General features: G+C 66.2%; 17 protein-coding genes. 10 read left to right on the forward strand and 7 right to left on the reverse strand.

Annotated elements, in window-relative coordinates:
* Nucleotides 1–89 precede the first annotated feature (89 nt).
* Together GGR36_RS15250 and GGR36_RS15255 are read left to right on the forward strand one after the other, a co-directional pair.
* Complete coding sequence (locus GGR36_RS15250) at nt 90–1,085, forward strand: Lnb N-terminal periplasmic domain-containing protein (protein WP_183635652.1); 996 nt, start codon at nt 90–92, stop codon at nt 1,083–1,085.
* Nucleotides 1,086–1,126: 41 nt separating this feature from the next.
* A complete protein-coding gene (locus GGR36_RS15255; RefSeq protein WP_183635653.1) occupies nt 1,127–1,564 on the forward strand; it encodes a MaoC family dehydratase in 438 nt (145 codons plus the stop codon).
* A gap of 61 nt (nt 1,565–1,625) precedes the next feature.
* On the opposite strand, the gene GGR36_RS15260 is transcribed toward GGR36_RS15255, so the two are convergent.
* Together GGR36_RS15260 and GGR36_RS15265 are read right to left on the reverse strand one after the other, a co-directional pair.
* Nucleotides 1,626–2,177 (reverse strand): flavodoxin family protein, encoded by a 552-nt coding sequence (locus tag GGR36_RS15260; protein ID WP_183635654.1) that lies wholly within the window; start codon nt 2,175–2,177, stop codon nt 1,626–1,628.
* Between the two features lie 97 nt (nt 2,178–2,274).
* Complete coding sequence (locus GGR36_RS15265; protein WP_183635655.1) at nt 2,275–2,703, reverse strand: hypothetical protein; 429 nt, start codon at nt 2,701–2,703, stop codon at nt 2,275–2,277.
* A 224-nt stretch (nt 2,704–2,927) separates the two neighbouring features.
* On the opposite strand from GGR36_RS15265, the gene GGR36_RS15270 reads away from it, so the two are divergent.
* Entirely contained in the window at nt 2,928–3,983 is a 1,056-nt protein-coding gene (locus tag GGR36_RS15270; protein ID WP_183635656.1) for a Leu/Phe/Val dehydrogenase, read from the forward strand.
* On the opposite strand, the gene GGR36_RS15275 is transcribed toward GGR36_RS15270, so the two are convergent.
* From GGR36_RS15275 to GGR36_RS15290, 4 genes are all read right to left on the reverse strand, one after another.
* Entirely contained in the window at nt 3,980–4,165 is a 186-nt protein-coding gene (locus GGR36_RS15275) for a hypothetical protein (RefSeq protein ID WP_183635657.1), read from the reverse strand. The two genes, GGR36_RS15270 and GGR36_RS15275, sit on opposite strands and share 4 nt — an antisense overlap.
* Before the next feature lie 115 nt (nt 4,166–4,280).
* Nucleotides 4,281–4,694, reverse strand: a complete 414-nt coding sequence (locus GGR36_RS15280; RefSeq protein ID WP_183635658.1) for a hypothetical protein — start codon at nt 4,692–4,694, stop codon at nt 4,281–4,283.
* Between the two features lie 14 nt (nt 4,695–4,708).
* Nucleotides 4,709–6,703: a bifunctional metallophosphatase/5'-nucleotidase gene (locus GGR36_RS15285; RefSeq protein WP_183635659.1), complete on the reverse strand. Its 1,995-nt coding sequence runs from the start codon at nt 6,701–6,703 to the stop codon at nt 4,709–4,711.
* Between the two features lie 10 nt (nt 6,704–6,713).
* Nucleotides 6,714–7,235 (reverse strand): PEP-CTERM sorting domain-containing protein, encoded by a 522-nt coding sequence (locus tag GGR36_RS15290; protein ID WP_183635660.1) that lies wholly within the window; start codon nt 7,233–7,235, stop codon nt 6,714–6,716.
* A gap of 280 nt (nt 7,236–7,515) precedes the next feature.
* On the opposite strand from GGR36_RS15290, the gene GGR36_RS22295 reads away from it, so the two are divergent.
* Entirely contained in the window at nt 7,516–8,556 is a 1,041-nt protein-coding gene (locus GGR36_RS22295) for an OmpA family protein (protein WP_183635661.1), read from the forward strand.
* A gap of 60 nt (nt 8,557–8,616) precedes the next feature.
* On the opposite strand, the gene GGR36_RS15300 is transcribed toward GGR36_RS22295, so the two are convergent.
* Nucleotides 8,617–9,291, reverse strand: a complete 675-nt coding sequence (locus tag GGR36_RS15300; protein WP_183635662.1) for a Crp/Fnr family transcriptional regulator — start codon at nt 9,289–9,291, stop codon at nt 8,617–8,619.
* 296 nt (nt 9,292–9,587) lie between these two features.
* On the opposite strand from GGR36_RS15300, the gene GGR36_RS15305 reads away from it, so the two are divergent.
* The 6 genes from GGR36_RS15305 to GGR36_RS15330 all read left to right on the forward strand — a co-directional run bounded on the left by GGR36_RS15305 (nt 9,588) and on the right by GGR36_RS15330 (nt 16,806).
* Nucleotides 9,588–11,561 (forward strand): AMP-binding protein, encoded by a 1,974-nt coding sequence (locus GGR36_RS15305; RefSeq protein ID WP_183635663.1) that lies wholly within the window; start codon nt 9,588–9,590, stop codon nt 11,559–11,561.
* Entirely contained in the window at nt 11,561–12,394 is an 834-nt protein-coding gene (locus tag GGR36_RS15310) for an ABC transporter ATP-binding protein (protein ID WP_183635664.1), read from the forward strand. The genes GGR36_RS15305 and GGR36_RS15310 overlap by 1 nt, the downstream gene beginning before the upstream one ends.
* A 12-nt stretch (nt 12,395–12,406) precedes the next feature.
* Nucleotides 12,407–13,321 (forward strand): branched-chain amino acid ABC transporter permease, encoded by a 915-nt coding sequence (locus GGR36_RS15315; RefSeq protein ID WP_183635665.1) that lies wholly within the window; start codon nt 12,407–12,409, stop codon nt 13,319–13,321.
* A gap of 133 nt (nt 13,322–13,454) precedes the next feature.
* The gene (locus tag GGR36_RS15320; RefSeq protein ID WP_183635666.1) at nt 13,455–14,531 is read left to right on the forward strand and encodes a branched-chain amino acid ABC transporter permease; all 1,077 of its coding nucleotides are present in this window, start codon (nt 13,455–13,457) and stop codon (nt 14,529–14,531) included.
* A 57-nt stretch (nt 14,532–14,588) separates the two neighbouring features.
* Nucleotides 14,589–15,908 (forward strand): ABC transporter substrate-binding protein, encoded by a 1,320-nt coding sequence (locus GGR36_RS15325; RefSeq protein WP_183635667.1) that lies wholly within the window; start codon nt 14,589–14,591, stop codon nt 15,906–15,908.
* A gap of 64 nt (nt 15,909–15,972) precedes the next feature.
* Nucleotides 15,973–16,806, forward strand: a complete 834-nt coding sequence (locus GGR36_RS15330) for an ABC transporter ATP-binding protein (RefSeq protein WP_183635668.1) — start codon at nt 15,973–15,975, stop codon at nt 16,804–16,806.
* Nucleotides 16,807–17,052 lie beyond the last annotated feature (246 nt).

Genomic DNA, 17,052 nt, shown 5'->3' on the forward strand with positions numbered 1-17,052 from the left:
CAAGCTGCCCTGCGCTGTCACCGACACGCGGTGCGAGACAAGGCGGCTTTGACCCGTTAACCTGCCGGGTGTCCTGTTGGAGATTCCGCATGCGTCTTTTCGCGCGTTCCCTGTTGGGCTTGCTCGCCCTGCTCGTCAACCTGTGGGCTGTTGCCGCCCTGTGGATTGACGGCCCCGCTTCGCGCGCCCTGGCGGCGTTGGTCAGCGGACTCTACGCGGGCGCAATCATCGCCCTGCTGTTCCGCGTCAAACCTTTCCGGCGCGGCGCGCTGGCTGCGATTGCCTGCTTCGGCGTGGTGCTGTTGTGGTGGCTCGCGCTACCGGCCAGCAACCAGCGCGACTGGCTGCTCGATGTGGCGCACCCGCCCACCGCGCGCATCGAAGGCGACATCCTCACGATCCACAACGTGCGCAACTTCGCCTACCGCGGCAGCGACACCGATTTCGAACCGCGTTGGGAAACCCGCCGCTACGACCTGAGCAAGGTGCGCGGGCTCGATCTGGCGATCAGTTTCTGGGGGCCGACCCAGTACGGCCACACGATCATGAGCTGGGAATTCGAAGACGCGCCGCCGCTGGCGATCTCGATCGAGACGCGCAAGGAAAAGGGCGAGCAGTATTCGGCCCTGCTCGGCTTCTTCCGCCAGTTCGAGCTGTACTACGTCGTCGCCGACGAGCGCGACGTGCTGGGCGTGCGCACCAACCACCGCGGCGAACAGATCCGGCTCTACCGGCTGTCCACCTCACCGGCAGCGGCGCGCGAGCTGCTGGAAGGCTATGTCGCGGAATTCAACGCGCTGGCGAAGCACCCCGGCTGGTACAACGCCGTGACCACCAACTGCACGACTGTCATCTTCAAGAACGTCAAGCACGTCTTCGGCATCAGCAAGCTGACCGACTGGCGCATTCTTGCCAACGGCCACCTCGACGAACTCGCCTACGAGGAAAAGGTGGTCAATACGACGATGCCGCTCGACGAGCTGCGCCGTCGCAGCGATATCACCGAACGTGCCAAGGCGGCTGGCGACGCGCGCGACTTCTCGCAGCGCATCCGCGTCGGCCTGCCCGACTGGCCGCGCCCCTGAGGCGCACCGCGCCGCATTCATCATCCGTACGGAGCCCCAGCATGTCCGCATCCCCATCTGCCCCGCACTACCTCGACGCGATCGAGGTCGGCCAGTCTGCCACCCTGACCAAGACTTTCAACGAGGCGGAAGTGCGCGCCTTCGCCGAGGTGTCCACCGACACCAACCCGGTGCACCTCGACGAGGCCTACGCGGCGAGCACGCAGTTCGGCACCCGCATCGTGCACGGCATGCTGACCGCCAGCCTGTTCTCGGCGTTGCTCGGCAATCACCTGCCGGGGCCGGGCACGGTTTATCTCGGCCAGTCGCTGCGCTTTCGCCGCCCGGTCAAGCTCGGCGACACGGTCGAGGCCAGCGTCACCGTGAAAACGGTGGATCGTGAAAAGAACCGCGTCGAGCTCGATTGCGTGTGCAGCGTCGGCGGCAAGCCGGTGCTGATGGGCGACGCGCTGGTGATGGCGCCGACCCGCCCGGCCTGATTGGCGCACTTGCAGGGGCGGCAATCGCCCCTGCCGGCAGGTCTGAAATTCAGACCTTCCCTTACCCCGCCTTGAAGTAGCTGATTGCCGCTTCGAGTGCGGTGGCATCTTCCAGCACCGCCTCCGGCGCGCCGCCCTTGCCCCACAGCGCGCCCATCCACTGCATGCCGAGGAATTCCGCGCACAGCCGGTAGCTGTCGAACATCGGTTGCGCTTTCGCGCGATCGCCGCTGGTCGCGACCACCCACAGGCGTTTGCCGGCCATGCGCGCTTTGAAGTCCACCCCCGGCACCCGCATCCAGGCGCTCCACTGGTCGAGATAGGTCTTCAGCGGCGAGGGCACCGAGAACCAGTACACCGGCGAGACGAAGACGATGTCGCTGGCGGTGAGCGTGGCGTCCAGCAGCGTCGCGGCATCGCCTGCGGGCGGCGGATAGCTGCCGGTGGTGTGGCGCAGGTCCACGAAGGCGGGCAGATCGCACTGCGCGAGCGCGATCCAGCGTTGCGGCATGTCGGCGGGCAGTGCGGCGGCGGCGGCGCGTGCCAGGGTCTCGGTATTGCCGGTGTGGCCCGGCTCGCGGGTGCTGGCGGTCAGGAAGAGGAAACTCTGCATGGCTTGAACAAGGGGCTACGGGTGGATGGAGAGGCGCCGCCGTGGGCGGCCGTTGGCGCGACAGTAGCACGCAGGCGGGCGCAACCCTTTGCAGGCATCAGCGTTCAGTGGCGTCGCGCGCGGGTTGCGGCAAGTAGGCGAGTTGGCCGCGTGCATCGTCCCAGCGCCAGTCCGCCGGCCGCGTCAGACGGGCCGAGATGCGCAAGAGCAGGGGGCCACCATGCAGCGCCGGGTCGGCCGGCAGCAGTTGCAGCCGCGCTGCGAGCATGTCGCCGCGCACCGTCGCGTGGGTCAGCGTCTCGTGCCAGCGCGCTTGCGCCGCGGGCGTCAGCGCCCAGGCGCGCGCCTGCCAGGGCGACGGCCAGGCCGCGGCGGGCGTCACCTCGCAGCGGTTCAGGCTCGCCAGCACGGTCTGTCCGTCGGCGGCCAGCAACACGACGAAAGCCGGGCAGTCACTGGCCAGCGCCACGGGCGTCGCGGCCAGACCGAGCAAGGCGATGAAGCTTGCCGTCATGAAGCGGCGCATGGCGCATCCTTCCTGCACGCGGGCGGCGGCGCCGCAAGCCGCTTCGTGACGCCGCCGCGCGCCGTGGACAGTCCGGATTGACGCCGCGCGGGCACGCCGCTAGGGTGCGCGCTCGCTCTTTTCACCGATGAGGGTCGCCCGCGGTCACAAACCGCCGCGCGACCGCCTTGTCGCGGCCCGGAACGGGCACGGCGCCCATCCCGACACCCACAGGGAGCTTCACCATGGTCTTCACCCACAAGGACTTCGACCACCACGAACAGGTCGTCTACTGCACCGATCCGGCCGCCGGCCTGCGCGCCATCATCGCGGTCCACGACACCGCACTCGGCCCCGCACTGGGCGGTTGCCGCCACTGGTCTTACGCGAGCGAAGCCGATGCGCTGACCGATGCGCTGCGCCTCTCGCGCGGCATGAGCTACAAGGCTGCACTGGCCGGGCTGCCGCTCGGTGGCGGCAAATCGGTGATCCTCGCCAATCCGGCCGCCGACCGCGGCGCGATGTTCGAAGCCTTCGGCCGCGCGGTCGAATGCCTTGGCGGTCGCTACATCACCGCGGAAGACGTCGGCACCACCACGGGCGACATGTCGGCGATCCGCCGCCACACCCGCCACGTCAGCGGCGTCGCGCCCGACGAGGGTGGTCGCGGTGACCCCTCGCCCGCCACAGCGCTGGGCGTGCTGATGGGCATGTTGGGGGCACTGGAATTGCGCTTCGACAGCGACACGCTGGCCGGTCGCCGCGTCGCGGTGCAGGGACTGGGCAGCGTCGGCTTCGAGCTGTGCCGCCTGCTGCACGAACGCGGCGCGCGCCTGATCGTCGCTGACATAGCGGCGGAGCGGGTCGAACGCGCGGTGCAGGCCTTCGGCGCGGTGGGCGTCGGGGTCGACGTGATCCATGCGGTGGAAGCCGACGTGTTCGCGCCCTGCGCGCTGGGCGCCGGCCTCAACGATGCGACGCTGCCGCAACTCGCCTGCAGCATCGTCGCCGGGGCCGCCAACAACCAGCTCGCGCACGCGGGCATCGGGCCGCAACTCAAGGCGCGCGGCATCCTGTACGCGCCGGACTATCTGATCAATGCCGGCGGCTTGATCAAGGTCGCCGGTGAATACCTCGGCTTCCCGATTGAAGAGGCCGAGCGCCGCGTGCGCGCGATCCGCGAACGCACTGGCGAGGTGTTGCTGCGTGCGCTGCGTGAAGACGCCGACACCGCCGCGGTGGCCGACACCATGGCCTGCGAGGCGATCGGTCGCGCCGTGCCAGCCGCGTCGCGACGCTAGTCGGCGGGCGGCCGCAGCACGCCGGGCAGGGTCTGGGTCGAGCTTTCCCAGCCCGGCTCCGGCGGCCGCACATAGATCGTCTCGGCATCGGCCTGCGGCTCGCACTCGCGCGGGCGTGGCGTGCCGGGTCGCGTGTCGAGGATGTGCCGGACCGTCGGGCGGTGATTGCGGCGAGTGTTCATGCATCGTTCCATCGCGCGTGGCGGGCGCACATGCGTCCAGCCGATTGGACGGATATCCCCGGAAAAGCTCAGGGTGATCGCGCTGGTGTGGCGCACATCCGATTCTGCCGGCCGACTACCGCGTCAGTGTTGCAGGGCAGGCCAGCCCGAGTTGGCTGCACGGTGCCGCGATCGGGCGCGGCAGCGCGGCTTGCGCGGCGGCAAGGGCAGCGCGGTAGCGCAGCAGGTAGTCATCGGCGTCGGCGTAGCCGTTGTCGCGCGCGCCTTGCGCGCGCAGTGTCGCGACCAGCCAGAAGCCGACGCGCGCCGGCCCGTCTTGTGCCACCGCACTGCGTCGGGCGTTGAGGCAGTTGTCGTACTCGAACAGCACTTCATGGATCGCGATGTCGCAGGCGAAGGCTTCGCTGGCGCCGCGTGAAAGCGGCCCGCCGGCCTTGATGGCCGGCGGGGGTACGGCATGATCGCCGTGCGCGAACGCGATGCCCGTGTGCACCAGCAGGCTGGCGATCAGGACGAAGGCGCTGCGCACGGGGTCTGCGTCACTCAGTAGCGGGTGATGCGGCCGAGCGCCGGCGGTACCAGTGGCGAAGCGGGCGACGAGACCTTGCCGAGGTAGGCGACCAAGGCGTCGAGGTCGACGTCGCCGCCGACGCGGTCGGTACCGCTGGCCAGCACGGCAAAACCATCACCGCCGGTGGCGAGGAAGCTGTTCACCGTGACGCGGTAGCTCGCCGCCGCATCGACCACCACGCCGTTGATCTTCAGCGTCGCGCCGTCGACCTTGTCACAATCGGCGCGCGCCGCGCTCCAGCTGTAGCTGACGCTGGCCGAGGGCTGCAGGATGCGTTGCGTCTTCTGCGGGTTGTAGGCGAGGCAGGATGCAGAGGCCGATGCCGACGGCACGAACTGCTGTTCGAGCATCTGCTTGATCTGCGCGCCGCTCAGCGTCATCACCACCAGGCTGTTGCCGAAGGGCTGGAAGGTGAAGGCCTCGCCGTAGGTGACGACGCCGTTGCCCTCGCCGGCGGCGCTCGAGGTGTAGCCGAGCACCGGGTCGGTGCCGCGCAGGCCGCCCGGGTTCATGAAGGCGGCGACCGCGCCACCCTTGGCAGCCGGCTTGGTCGCTTCGAGCTGCGCGTCGGCGACCAGGTTGCCGGCGGTCGACTCGCCCGCGGCGTTCTGCGCCTTGTTCACGTCGGCGGTGATGTAACCGACCTTGCTGTTGGCCAGCGGCGCCGACAGCGCGTTGTAGCGGTCGATGATCGCCTTGACGTCGGCGGCCGGCGTCACGCCGCTGTTGGCGACCACGCGGTTGCTGGCGCTGGTGGCGACGATGTTGCGGGTCGCGGTATCCAGTGTCAGGTCGATGTCGGTGAGCATGCGGCTGAACGCGCCAGCGCTGGTGAGACGGCGGCCGTTGTAGACGCAGTTGTAGGCCCAGTGGGTGTGGCCGCTGACGATGACGTCGACTTCCGGATCGAGCCGGTTGGCGATGTCGAGGATCGCGCCGGAGGCGCCGTTGCAGTCGTCCTTGCCGCCAGTGGTGAAGCCGCCTTCATGCACCACCACCGCGATGGCGCGAATGCCCTGGTTCTTCAACTGCGGCACCAGCGCATTCACGGTGTCGGCTTCGTCACGGAAATCCAGGCTCGCCACGCCCGAGGGAGTGACGATGCCGGGCGTGCCTTTCAGCGTCATGCCGATGAAGGCCACCGGAATGCCCTTGAAGGTCTTGACCTTGTATGCCGGGAAGAGCGTCTTGCCGGTCGCGCGGTCGACCACGTTGGCGGCGAGGAACTTGAACTTCGCGCCCTCGAAAGGTACCGGCGTGCCGACTTCGGCGCCGCGGCAGGTATGGCCGGCAGCGACTTCGGCCGGATCGGGGTGGCAGCCGCCGTTCTGCATGCGTACCAGTTCGTCGCGGCCTTCGTCGAATTCATGGTTGCCGACGGCGTTGAACTCCAGACCGAGGCGGTTCATCGCCTCGATCGCCGGCTCGTCGTGGAACAGTGCGGACGCGAGCGGGCTGGCGCCGATCAGGTCGCCCGCTGAGACCACCACGTTGTTGGGGTTCTGCGCTTTCAGCGCGGCCACCGCGCTGGCCATGTAGGCGACGCCGCCGGTCGGGCCGGTGACGCCAAAGTAGTTGCCGGATACCGGGTTGATGTTGCCGTGAAAATCGTTGAACGCGATCAGCTTCACCGCGAGTTTGCTGCCTACGTCGGAGGCGGCAACTGCGTCGAGCAGGGTCTTGCGCTCGGCGTCGCTGAGCACGTCGGCCGGTGCGGCCGCGATCACGCGCTGGGCGTTGGTGACGAACTGGGCGCGGCTGCCCCAGGTCATGTTGGGCAGTCCGCCGACGATCAGGTCGTTCAGCGTGCAGTTGCCCGGGCCGGCGCCGTCGGCGTCGCGATTGGGCACCAGGGTGTCGGCGTTGCCGATGATGACCGTCGGGCGGGTGTCGGGGGTCGCGCAGGTGGCAGCAAGGGCCGGTGCACCCAGGGCTGCAAGGGCGATGGCGAGGGTCGTGCGGATCATGGCGGGTTCCTCAGCGCTTGCGTGCAAAGCGGGTGGCGCCAAGCAGGCCGAGGCCGCCCAGCAGCATGGCCAGCGAGCTTGGTTCCGGCACTTCGGCCACGCGCAGCGCGCCGATACCTGCGCCGAAGGCCGAGTCAGCGGCCGTGCCGGTGATCGTGTAGCTGCCGGCGGCGAGCAACCAGCTGCCGTGGCTATGCGTGGTCGAGGCGTAGGCCGCGTCGAAGTCGAGTCCGAGGTCGTCCGTGCCGGCGGCAACCGTCGACGTGAAGCCGAGGTGCTTGCCGTTGACCTGCACATCGAAGCGGTCGCCGGCGAAACCGCCGTCGGTGACCTGCAGCAGCGCGGCGTGGTCGAGCGTCAGTTCGAAGTGTGAGGGCAATGCGGTGTCGTCGAAGGCCGGTGCGTCGAGCCAGCTGCTGCCGGTATCGCCGAAGTAGAAGGTCTGCCAGCCGTCGGCCGACGTGATGGGCGCGGCGAAGCTGGTGGCCGGCAGCAGGGCGATCAGGCCCGCAAGCGTGAGCGTTCGGATCATCGTGGAATCCCGGTTCGTTGATGGAGGTCGGGCGGGTCGCCGGACGGGACGAGAACCGTAGCGGTCAGCGATGATGGCTGCGTGAACGGCAGGTGACCGAATCATGAACAGGGGACCACAAGCTGCGGTGCCCGATGACGCAGCGGGTTGCCGTGTCGGCTTCTGATGCAGGCACCACTTTGCGTTGCATCAATTGTTGCGCGTCAATACGTTCGCCACTTTCCCTTGCAGGCGTAGGGTGATCTACCGCAGTGCAACCCGACTTGAACAGGAGATGAACATGATTGCGCCACGTTTGCGTGTTGCCGCTTTCAGCATGCTGGCTCTTGCAGGCAGCGTCTCGGCACAGGAAACCTACAACCCGTCCTGGTACCTGCTGCCCAGCTTTACATCAATGACGGCGGATACCGACTGGAACGCGGATAACTCGCGCGCCGGTGGCGGGCTGGCGATCGGCGGGCCGCTGTCGCAGTCCTTCGACGTGCAGTTCGGCGGCTACGGCAACCACTCCAAGAGCCAGGACAACGCCACCTTCTACCGCCAGAACCTGTTCGGCGGCGATGTGCTGTGGCTGTTCTCGCGCAGCAAGCTGCGCCCCTTCCTGCTCGCCGGCGCCGGCGTCGAGGTGGACAAGATCAACAGCGGCGAGAGCAAGAACGCCGGCTATGTGAACGGCGGCGGCGGCATCCAGTGGTTCATGACGCCGCAGTTCTTCCTGCAGGCCGATGCGCGCTATGTGTATGGCTTCACCGACAAGGAATACTGGGGCGAGAAGCTGGGCTCCAGCGGCAACGGTTTCTACCGGCTCGGGCTCGGCTGGGTCTTCTCGCAGCCGCCGGCACCGGCACCGGCGCCGGTCGTCGCGCGGGCCGAGGCGCCCAAGCCGACCGCTCCAGCACCAGCCCCGGCGCCGGCACCCAAGCCTTCAGCCGAGAAGGTGACGCTGGCTGCGGATGCCTTGTTCGACTTCGACAAGGCCGTCCTGCGCGACGACGGCAAGGCCAAGCTCACCGAATTCGCTGGTGCGGCGAAGAAGCTGAGCACGCTCGAAGTGATCACCGCGGTCGGCTATACCGACCGTCTCGGCAAGGACGCCTACAACCAGACGCTCTCCGAGCAACGTGCGGCGGCGGTGAAGAACTTCCTCGTCGAGCAGGGTATCGATGCCAACCGCATCGCGACCGAGGGCAAGGGCAAGGCCAAGCCGATCGCGCCTTGTACCGGGCTGGGCGCGGAATCGAACCGCAACAAGGTGCTGGTCGAGTGCCTGCAGACCAACCGCCGCGTCGAAATCGAAGTGATTGGTACGCGCATGCCGTAACGGCGTCGCCGCAAGGCCCACAGAGCCCCGCCCGCAACGGCGGGGCTTTTTCTTTGTCGGTCAGTTGCCGAAGCTGCGCAGGCCCTGCAGGTCCTTGATCGTCAGGCCGCCGTATTCCACATGCAGCAAACCGGCCTGCTCCAGCACCTTGAGGGCCTGGTTCACCCGCTGACGCGAGACGCCGGCGAGGTAGCCGATTTCTTCCTGCGAGATCTGCAACTGCAGGCCGATGCCCGGATACAGCACCGGGTTGAAGAGGCCTGCAAGGCAGCGCGCGACACGACCGTCCGGTTCGAGCAGGCGGTCGTATTCGAGCATGCCGATGATCTGGCCGAGGCGCTCGTTGATCTGCGTGAGCAGGAAGCGGTTGAAGGGGATGCTGGTGTCGAGCAGCCAGATGAAGGTGGCGCGCGGCATCAGCGCGACATGCGAATCGCGCAGCGCGATCACGTCGTATTTGCGGATCTCGTTCTTCAGCAGCGAGCCCTCGCCGAACCAGCCGCCGCGCGGCACGCCGGTGAAGGTGGTGGAGCGCCCATCGGCCGAGAAGGCGTTGATTTTGACCAGGCCGTCGACGATACCCAGCCAGTGCTCGACCGGATCGCCCTTGCGCACTACGGTGCTGCCGGCGGCGTAGAAGCGCACCTGCACTTCGCGCTCGACGCGCATGCGTTGCGCATCGGTGAGGTCCTGGATCCAGAGGCTGTCGCGCAGCAGGTCGGCAAGCGTGCTCATTCGATTGTCCGTATGGTGACAGCACGCTGTAAGCGCGCTTGGCTAAGGTGAAAGCCATTCCGGCATCGACCCCCGTGCGGCACTGCACGATTGAGCCCGAAGCCGGGACCAAGTAAAAAGTGCAAGGCGCAGGGGAAGAAGCGTGCTGCGGGGGATTCAGCACGCTTCTGCGCTCGGCACTCCGACGTAGCGGCGATGACCGGCTACGCGAACCAAAGGGGAATTCTGGCACAAGTCGCGGGGGCGCGACCGGTGCCCGCGCTGCCACGCAGTGCGACGAATCGAGGAGGGTGGGGATGTCGAATCCCGGCTTGGCGCAGGCAGACCCGCTGGATACCTTTCCGCGGCTGCTGCGGCATCACGCGACGGTGCGGCCCGCGAAAGCGGCGGTGCGCGAGAAGGAATTCGGCATCTGGCAGACCTACACCTGGGCGGATGCGGCGGACAATGTACGCGCGCTCGCCTGCGGTCTGGCGGAGCTCGGCTTCAAACGCGGCGATCGCCTCGCCATCGTCGGCGACAACCGGCCGCGCCTGTACTGGGCGATCTGCGCGGCGCAAGCACTGGGCGGCATCCCGGTGCCGATGTACCAGGACGCAGTGGCGCAGGAAATGGCCTTCGTAATGGCCGATGCCGAAATCCGCTTCGCCCTCGCCGAGGATCAGGAGCAGGTCGACAAACTGCTCGACGTGCAGGCGACGGTGCCGGTGCTGCGCCACATCCTCTACGACGACACCCGCGGCATGCGCCATTACGCGCAAGCCGGCCTGATGTCGCTCGACGAATTGCAGCGCCACGGCCACGCGCGTCACCAGCGCGAACCGCAGTTTTACGAGCTCGAAGTGGCCAAGGGCGCGGCGGCCGACACCGCGATCATGCTGTACACCTCCGGCACCACCGGCACGCCCAAGGGCGTGATGCTCTCGCACGCCAACCTGCTGCTCACCGCGAAGAACGCGGCCGAGTTCGATGGCCTCACCGAACACGAAGAAATCCTCTCCTACCTGCCGATGGCCTGGGTGGGCGACAACATATTCTCGTGCGCGCAGGCCTATGTCACCGGCTTCTGCATCAACTGCCCGGAATCGTCCGAGACCGTGATGACCGATCTGCGCGAGATCGGCCCCACCTACTACTTTGCACCGCCGCGGGTGTTCGAGAACCTGCTCACCAGCGTGATGATCCGGATGGAGGATGCCGGTGCGATCAAGCGCAGGCTGTTCCATCACTTCATGGCGGTGGCAAAGCGCGTCGGGCCGCAGATTCTTGATGGCCTGAAAGTCGGTCTGCTCGACCGCCTGCACTACGGCCTCGGACAACTGCTCGTATATGGCCCTTTGCGCAACGTGCTCGGCTTTTCACGCGTGCGCGTCGGCTACACCGCTGGCGAGGCGATCGGGCCGGAAATCTTCAGCTTCTACCGTTCCCTTGGCATCAACCTCAAACAGCTCTATGGCCAGACCGAGGGCTGCGTGTTCATCTGCATGCAGCCGCACAACGAGGTCTTCGCCGACACCGTTGGCCCGGCAGCACCCGGCGTCGAAATCAGGATTGCCGACAACGGCGAGGTGCTCTACCGCGGCCCCGGCGTGTTCCAGGCCTATTTCAAGAATCCGGAATCCACTGCCAGCACCAAGACGCCGGACGGCTGGGTGCATACCGGCGATGCGGGCTACTTCGATGCGCGCGGCCACCTCAAGATCATCGATCGCGCCAAGGATGTCGGCCGCCTGACCGACGGCAACCTGTTCGCGCCGAAGTACATCGAGAACAAGCTCAAATTCTTCCCCAACATCAAGGAAGCGGTAGCCTTCGGCGACGGCCGCGGGCAGGTGTGCGCCTTCATCAACATCGACATCAGCGCGGTCGGCAACTGGGCCGAGCGGCGCAACCTCGCCTACGCGGGCTACACCGATCTCGCTGGCCGACCCGAGGTGTATGGGCTGATCTGCGAATGCGTCGAACAGGTGAACGCCGATCTCGCTGCGGACGAGAAGATGGCTGCCTGCCAGATCCATCGCTTCCTGATCCTGCACAAGGAACTCGATGCCGACGATGGCGAGCTGACCCGCACCCGCAAGGTGCGCCGCCGCTTCATCGAGGAAAAGTACGGCACGTTGATCGCCGCGCTCTACGATGAAGCCAAGACCAGCTGCTTTATCGAGACCCAGGTGAAGTACGAGGATGGCCGCAGCGGCGTGATTTCTGCGGACCTGAAGATCGAAGCGGCGAAGGTATTCGCCCCCGGTGGCGCAAAGCGGGCGGCCTGATGAACATGAACGAGATCGCGCAGGGCGCGGGGGGTGCGGTGGCGGAAAGCGCAGGGCGCAAGATCGGCGACGTGATCCTCAGTCTGGAGCACATCTCGCTCGCCTTCGGTGGCGTCAAGGCGCTCACCGACATCAGCTTCGATGTGCGTGAAGGCGAGGTGCGCGCGATCATCGGCCCCAATGGCGCGGGCAAGAGTTCGATGCTCAACGTCATCAACGGTGTCTACCACCCGCAGCAAGGCCGCATCGTGTTTCATGGCAAGGAGCGTCGCGCGATGGAGCCGCACAAGGCGGCGCGCCAGGGCATCGCGCGCACCTTCCAGAACATCGCGCTGTTCAAGGGCATGAGCGTGCTCGACAACCTGATGACCGGCCGCGTCACCAAGATGCACCACGGCCTGTTCGCGCACATGCTCGGTTTCGGCCCCGGGCGCCGCGAAGAGCTCGCACACCGCCAGAAGGTGGAGGAAGTGATCGACTTCCTCGAAATCCAGCACATCCGCAAGACGCCGGTCGGCCGCCTGCCCTACGGCTTGCAGAAACGCGTCGAACTGGGTCGCGCCCTCGCGGCCGAGCCAAGCCTGCTGCTGCTCGACGAACCGATGGCGGGCATGAACGTCGAGGAGAAGGAGGACATGTGCCGCTTCATCCTCGATGTGAACGACCAGATGGGCACGACGATCGTGCTGATCGAACACGACATGGGCGTGGTGATGGACATCTCGGATCGCGTCGTGGTGCTCGACTATGGCAAGAAGATCGGCGACGGTGTGCCGGATGAAGTCAAGGCCAATCCCGACGTGATCAAGGCCTACCTTGGCGCCGGGCACTGAGGGGAGCGACGCATGCAATTCTTCTTTGAAGCGCTGATCGGCGGGCTGCTCTCGGGCGTGATGTACTCGCTGGTCGCGCTTGGCTTCGTGCTGATCTTCAAGGCCTCCGGCGTGTTCAACTTCGCGCAGGGTGCGATGGTCTTCTTCGCGGCGCTGACCGTCGTGGGCTTCATCGGCAAGGGCGTGCCGCTGCCGCTCGCGATCGTGCTGGCTTTTGGCGCGATGGTGCTGCTGGGGCTGGCGACCGAACGCTTCGTGCTGCGCAAGCTGGTCGGCCAGCCGCCGATCTCGCTTTTCATGGCGACCATCGGCCTCGCTTTCTTCATCGAAGGCCTCGCGCCGATGCTGTGGGGCAGCGAGGTGCGCCCGATCGAGCTGGGCATCCAGGATGAGCCTATCCCCTGGCTGCTGGAACGCTTCGACATCGTCGTCAGCCGATTCGATCTGGTCGCGTCCGGCATCGCTGCGGCGCTGGTGGCGGTGCTCGCGATCTTCTTCCAGAAGACCCGCATCGGCCGTGCGCTGCGCGCGGTGGCGGACGATCACCAGGCAGCGCTGTCGATCGGTATTCCGCTTGAACGCATCTGGGCGATCGTCTGGGCAGTGGCAGGCTTCGTCGCGCTGGTCGCCGGCCTCTTGTGGGGCTCGCGCAACGGCGTGCAGTTCGCGCTCACCTTCACCGCGCTCAAGGCGCTGCCGGTATTGGTGCTGGGGGGCTTCGATTCGGTTGCCGGCGCGATCGTCGGCGGCCTGATCATCGGCGCGTCGGAAAAGCTCGCCGAGATCTACCTGCCGCCGCTGATGCAGGCCGGCTTTGGCGGCAACTTCGGCGGGATCGAGGGCTGGTTTCCGTATGTGCTGGCGCTGCTGTTCCTGCTGGTGCGGCCCGAAGGGCTGTTCGGTGAGAAGCACATCGATCGTGTCTGAGCCCGCGATGCGTCTGCTGCGCCCGCCGATCCCGCACCTGCGATGCTCGCCGTACTACCTGTACGGCTGCGCTTCTCGGCACGGCGTGGGCGCGCTCGCTACGACGCCGCACGGACTCAAGAAGGAGTAACGCATGCTCTACCGTGAAGCCGGTCAGTTCAAAGCCTCGTTCGCCGAGGACATGCAGATCTTCCCGATCCGGCAGGACCGCATCGCTATGGTCCTGCTGCTGGCTTTTGCCTTCCTCGGCGTGCCGCTGTTCGCGAGCGAGTACTGGTTCTCGGCGATCCTGATCCCCTTCCTGATCTTCGCGCTCGCCTCGCTGGGCCTCAACATCCTGACCGGTTATTGCGGCCAGCTTTCGCTGGGGACGGCTGCCTTCATGGCGGTGGGCGCGTATGCAGCGTACAACTTCCAGTTGCGGGTCGAGGGCATCCCGATCCTCGTGTCCTTCGCGCTGGCGGGTTTCACCGCTGCGGCGGTGGGCGTGCTGTTCGGCCTGCCGAGCCTGCGTATCAAGGGTTTCTACCTTGCCGTGGCGACGCTTGCGGCGCAATTCTTCATCGTGTGGTGCCTGACCAAGTTTCCGTGGTTGTCGAACAATTCGTCGTCGGGCGTGATCTCGACGCAGAAGATCCGCATCCTGGGCATCGCGTTCGACTCACCGGCCGCGAAGTACCTGCTGGTGCTGACGATCGTCACGCTGATGGCGCTGGCGGCCAAGAATCTCGCCCGCAGTACCACCGGTCGCGCGTGGATGGCGGTGCGCGACATGGATGTCGCCGCGCAGGTCATCGGTATCCCGCTGATGCACACCAAGCTCACTGCGTTTGCGGTGAGCTCCTTCTACTGCGGCGTGGCCGGTGCGCTGTATGCGTTCTGTTACCTCGGCTCGGTCGAACCGGATGGCTTCAGTCTCGACCTCTCCTTCCGCATCCTTTTCATGGTCATCATCGGCGGCGTCGGCACGGTGCTCGGGTCCTTCCTCGGCGCGGCCTTCATCCTGCTGTTGCCGATCCTGCTCGACACCACGTTGTTGCCGACCGCGCATGCGCTCGGCCTGCCGTTTTCGAATGCCACCGTGTCGCACATCCAGACCATGGTGTTCGGCGCGCTGATCATGTTCTTCCTGATCGTCGAGCCGCATGGGCTGGCGCGGCTGTGGCAGATCACCAAGGAGAAGCTCAGGCTTTGGCCTTTCCCGCATTGATCGGGGGATCACTGCGACATGCACAACACAACGAGAAACACCCGGAGGAGACATCGCATGAAACGCATCGCACTCGCCGTCGCGGCTGCCGCGACCCTGGCACTGGGCAGCATCGGCACCGCCCATGCACAGGCGAAGGAACAGTTCTTCCCGATCCTGTCGTACCGCGTCGGGCCTTACGGCGCGAACGGCCAGTCGCTGTTCGGCGGCATGATCGACTACCTGCAATACGTGAACATGAAGGGCGGTGTGAACGGGGTCATGATGACCTGGGAGGAATGCGAGACCGAGTACAACAACGCCAAGGGCGTTGAGTGCTACGAGCGGCTCAAGGGCAAGGCGGGTGCGAACTCGGCGCCGGTGTTTCCGCTCTCCACCGGCATTTCCTACGCGCTGATCGACAAGTCTGCCGCCGACAAGATTCCGCTCGCGATGGTGGGCTACGGCCGCACCGATGCGGTCGATGGCTCGGTGTTCCCGTTTGCCTTCACGATGGTCGGCACCTACCAGATGCAGGCCACCGCGATCGTCAAATACCTGAAGGACCAGAACAATGGCAGCCTTGCCGGCAAGAAGATCGCCTACATGTATCACGACTCCGCCTACGGCAAGGAGCCGATCGTCGCGCTCGAAGCCGAGTCGCGGGTGAACAAGTTCGAGCTGGTACAGATTCCGGTCGCGCATCCGGGCAACGAGCAGGGTGCTCAGTGGTTGAAGGTGCGGCAGGAGCGGCCGGACTACGTGATCTTCTGGGGCTGGGGCGTGATGAACCAGACCGCGCTGAAGGCCGCGCAGAAAGTCGGCTTCCCGCGCGAGAAGATGATCGGATCCTGGTGGGCCGGGTCGGAAGAAGACACCGTGCCGGCGGGCGACGCCGCCAAGGGCTACATGAGCGCGACCTGGAACGTCGCCGGCAAGGATGTGCCGCTAGTCGCCGACATCGAGAAGGTGGTGTACGGCGCCGGCAAGGGCAACCTCAGCGACAAATCAAAGCTGGGTTCGATCCTCTATAACCGCGGTGTGTCGTACGGGATTCTCGCCGTCGAAGCGATCCGCAAGGCGCAGGAAAAGTACGGCAAGGGCAAGACCATGAGCGGCGAGCAGATCGCCTGGGCGATGGAGAACCTCGACCTCAACGACGCCAAGCTCAAGGCCCTGGGCGCCACCGGCCTGCTGCCGCCGATCAAGACCTCGTGTGAGGACCATGAGGGCTCCGGCAAGATCAAGCTTCAGCAGTGGGACGGCACCAAGTGGGTGGTGAAGACGGACTGGATCGACGGTAACCGCCAGCTGGTGCACCCGCTGTTCAAGGCGAGCGCGGCGCAGTTCGCCAAGGACAAGGGCATCACGCCGCGCGACTGCAAGAAGGCGATGTAAGTACCCCGGCGACGGGCGGCGTTCGCGTCGCCCGTCATCCTGCCCTGCCCACCGGAACCGCCGTATGTCCAACGCCCTGCCCGCCGCCGCACCTGCCACCGAGCGCTACCTCTCTGTGAACAACATCGAGGTCATCTACGACCATGTGATCCTGGTGCTCAAGGGCGTCTCGCTCGAAGTGCCCAAGGGCCGCATCGTCGCGTTGCTGGGTGCCAACGGCGCGGGAAAGAGCACCACGCTCAAAGCCATCTCGAACCTGCTCGGTGCCGAGCGGGGCGATGTCACCAAAGGCAGCATCGAGTTCGCCGGCACCCGCATCGACCGCCTCACGCCGGCCGAACTGGTGCGTCGTGGTGTGATCCAGGTGATGGAAGGGCGCCACTGCTTCGGCCATCTGACGATTGAAGAGAACCTGCTCACCGGTGCCTTCACGCGCAACGGCACCCGCCGTCAACTCGCCGACAAGCTCGACAAGGTCTACACCTACTTCCCGCGCCTCAAGCAGCGGCGCGCCTCGCAGGCCGGCTACACCTCGGGCGGCGAACAGCAGATGTGCGCGATCGGCCGTGCGCTGATGGCCGAACCCGAGATGATCCTGCTCGACGAGCCTTCGATGGGCCTCGCACCCCAGATCGTCGAAGAGATCTTCGAGATTGTGCGCGACCTCAACCAGAAAGAAGGTGTGAGCTTCCTGCTCGCCGAGCAGAACACCATGGTCGCGCTACGCTACGCGCACTTCGGCTACATCCTTGAATCCGGCCGCGTGGTGATGGAAGGCGACGCCGAGACGCTGCGCAATAACGAGGATGTGAAGGAGTTCTACCTTGGGCTGTCGAGCACCGGGCGCAAGAGCTTCCGCGACGTGAAGCATTACCGCCGTCGCAAGCGCTGGCTCTAGCGATCGGGCAGTTCGGCCACATGGCTGCGTTGCGGGCGTGCTTGCGGGTGACCCGCCCACGGCGCGAATCCGCGCCTTGCCCCGCGGCCGCAATGGCCTGATCACGGCGTGTCGCTGTGCGGCCAAATGCAGAACCTCAAACCTTGCGCGCTGCGCTCAAGTTCTTGGCTGAGGTGCCGTAGAAGCGAGTCTCGACCTTGCCAGCAGCACTCCTGATCGCGCCTACGTGATGTCGTTACTGGATCG

Source organism: Niveibacterium umoris (assembly GCF_014197015.1).
Taxonomy (GTDB): Bacteria; Pseudomonadota; Gammaproteobacteria; order Burkholderiales; family Rhodocyclaceae; genus Niveibacterium; species Niveibacterium umoris.

Coding starts and splice junctions, on each gene's coding strand:
- GGR36_RS15265 (WP_183635655.1), bottom strand. CDS start 2,703: ATGCGCCGCTTCATGACGGCAAGCTTCATCGCCTTGCTCGGTCTGGCC.
- GGR36_RS15300 (WP_183635662.1), bottom strand. CDS start 9,291: ATGAGCACGCTTGCCGACCTGCTGCGCGACAGCCTCTGGATCCAGGAC.
- GGR36_RS15315 (WP_183635665.1), top strand. CDS start 12,407: ATGCAATTCTTCTTTGAAGCGCTGATCGGCGGGCTGCTCTCGGGCGTG.
- GGR36_RS15285 (WP_183635659.1), bottom strand. CDS start 6,703: ATGATCCGCACGACCCTCGCCATCGCCCTTGCAGCCCTGGGTGCACCG.
- GGR36_RS15290 (WP_183635660.1), bottom strand. CDS start 7,235: ATGATCCGAACGCTCACGCTTGCGGGCCTGATCGCCCTGCTGCCGGCC.
- GGR36_RS15305 (WP_183635663.1), top strand. CDS start 9,588: ATGTCGAATCCCGGCTTGGCGCAGGCAGACCCGCTGGATACCTTTCCG.
- GGR36_RS15330 (WP_183635668.1), top strand. CDS start 15,973: ATGTCCAACGCCCTGCCCGCCGCCGCACCTGCCACCGAGCGCTACCTC.
- GGR36_RS15255 (WP_183635653.1), top strand. CDS start 1,127: ATGTCCGCATCCCCATCTGCCCCGCACTACCTCGACGCGATCGAGGTC.
- GGR36_RS15250 (WP_183635652.1), top strand. CDS start 90: ATGCGTCTTTTCGCGCGTTCCCTGTTGGGCTTGCTCGCCCTGCTCGTC.
- GGR36_RS15275 (WP_183635657.1), bottom strand. CDS start 4,165: ATGAACACTCGCCGCAATCACCGCCCGACGGTCCGGCACATCCTCGAC.
- GGR36_RS22295 (WP_183635661.1), top strand. CDS start 7,516: ATGATTGCGCCACGTTTGCGTGTTGCCGCTTTCAGCATGCTGGCTCTT.
- GGR36_RS15270 (WP_183635656.1), top strand. CDS start 2,928: ATGGTCTTCACCCACAAGGACTTCGACCACCACGAACAGGTCGTCTAC.
- GGR36_RS15320 (WP_183635666.1), top strand. CDS start 13,455: ATGCTCTACCGTGAAGCCGGTCAGTTCAAAGCCTCGTTCGCCGAGGAC.
- GGR36_RS15260 (WP_183635654.1), bottom strand. CDS start 2,177: ATGCAGAGTTTCCTCTTCCTGACCGCCAGCACCCGCGAGCCGGGCCAC.
- GGR36_RS15310 (WP_183635664.1), top strand. CDS start 11,561: ATGAACATGAACGAGATCGCGCAGGGCGCGGGGGGTGCGGTGGCGGAA.
- GGR36_RS15325 (WP_183635667.1), top strand. CDS start 14,589: ATGAAACGCATCGCACTCGCCGTCGCGGCTGCCGCGACCCTGGCACTG.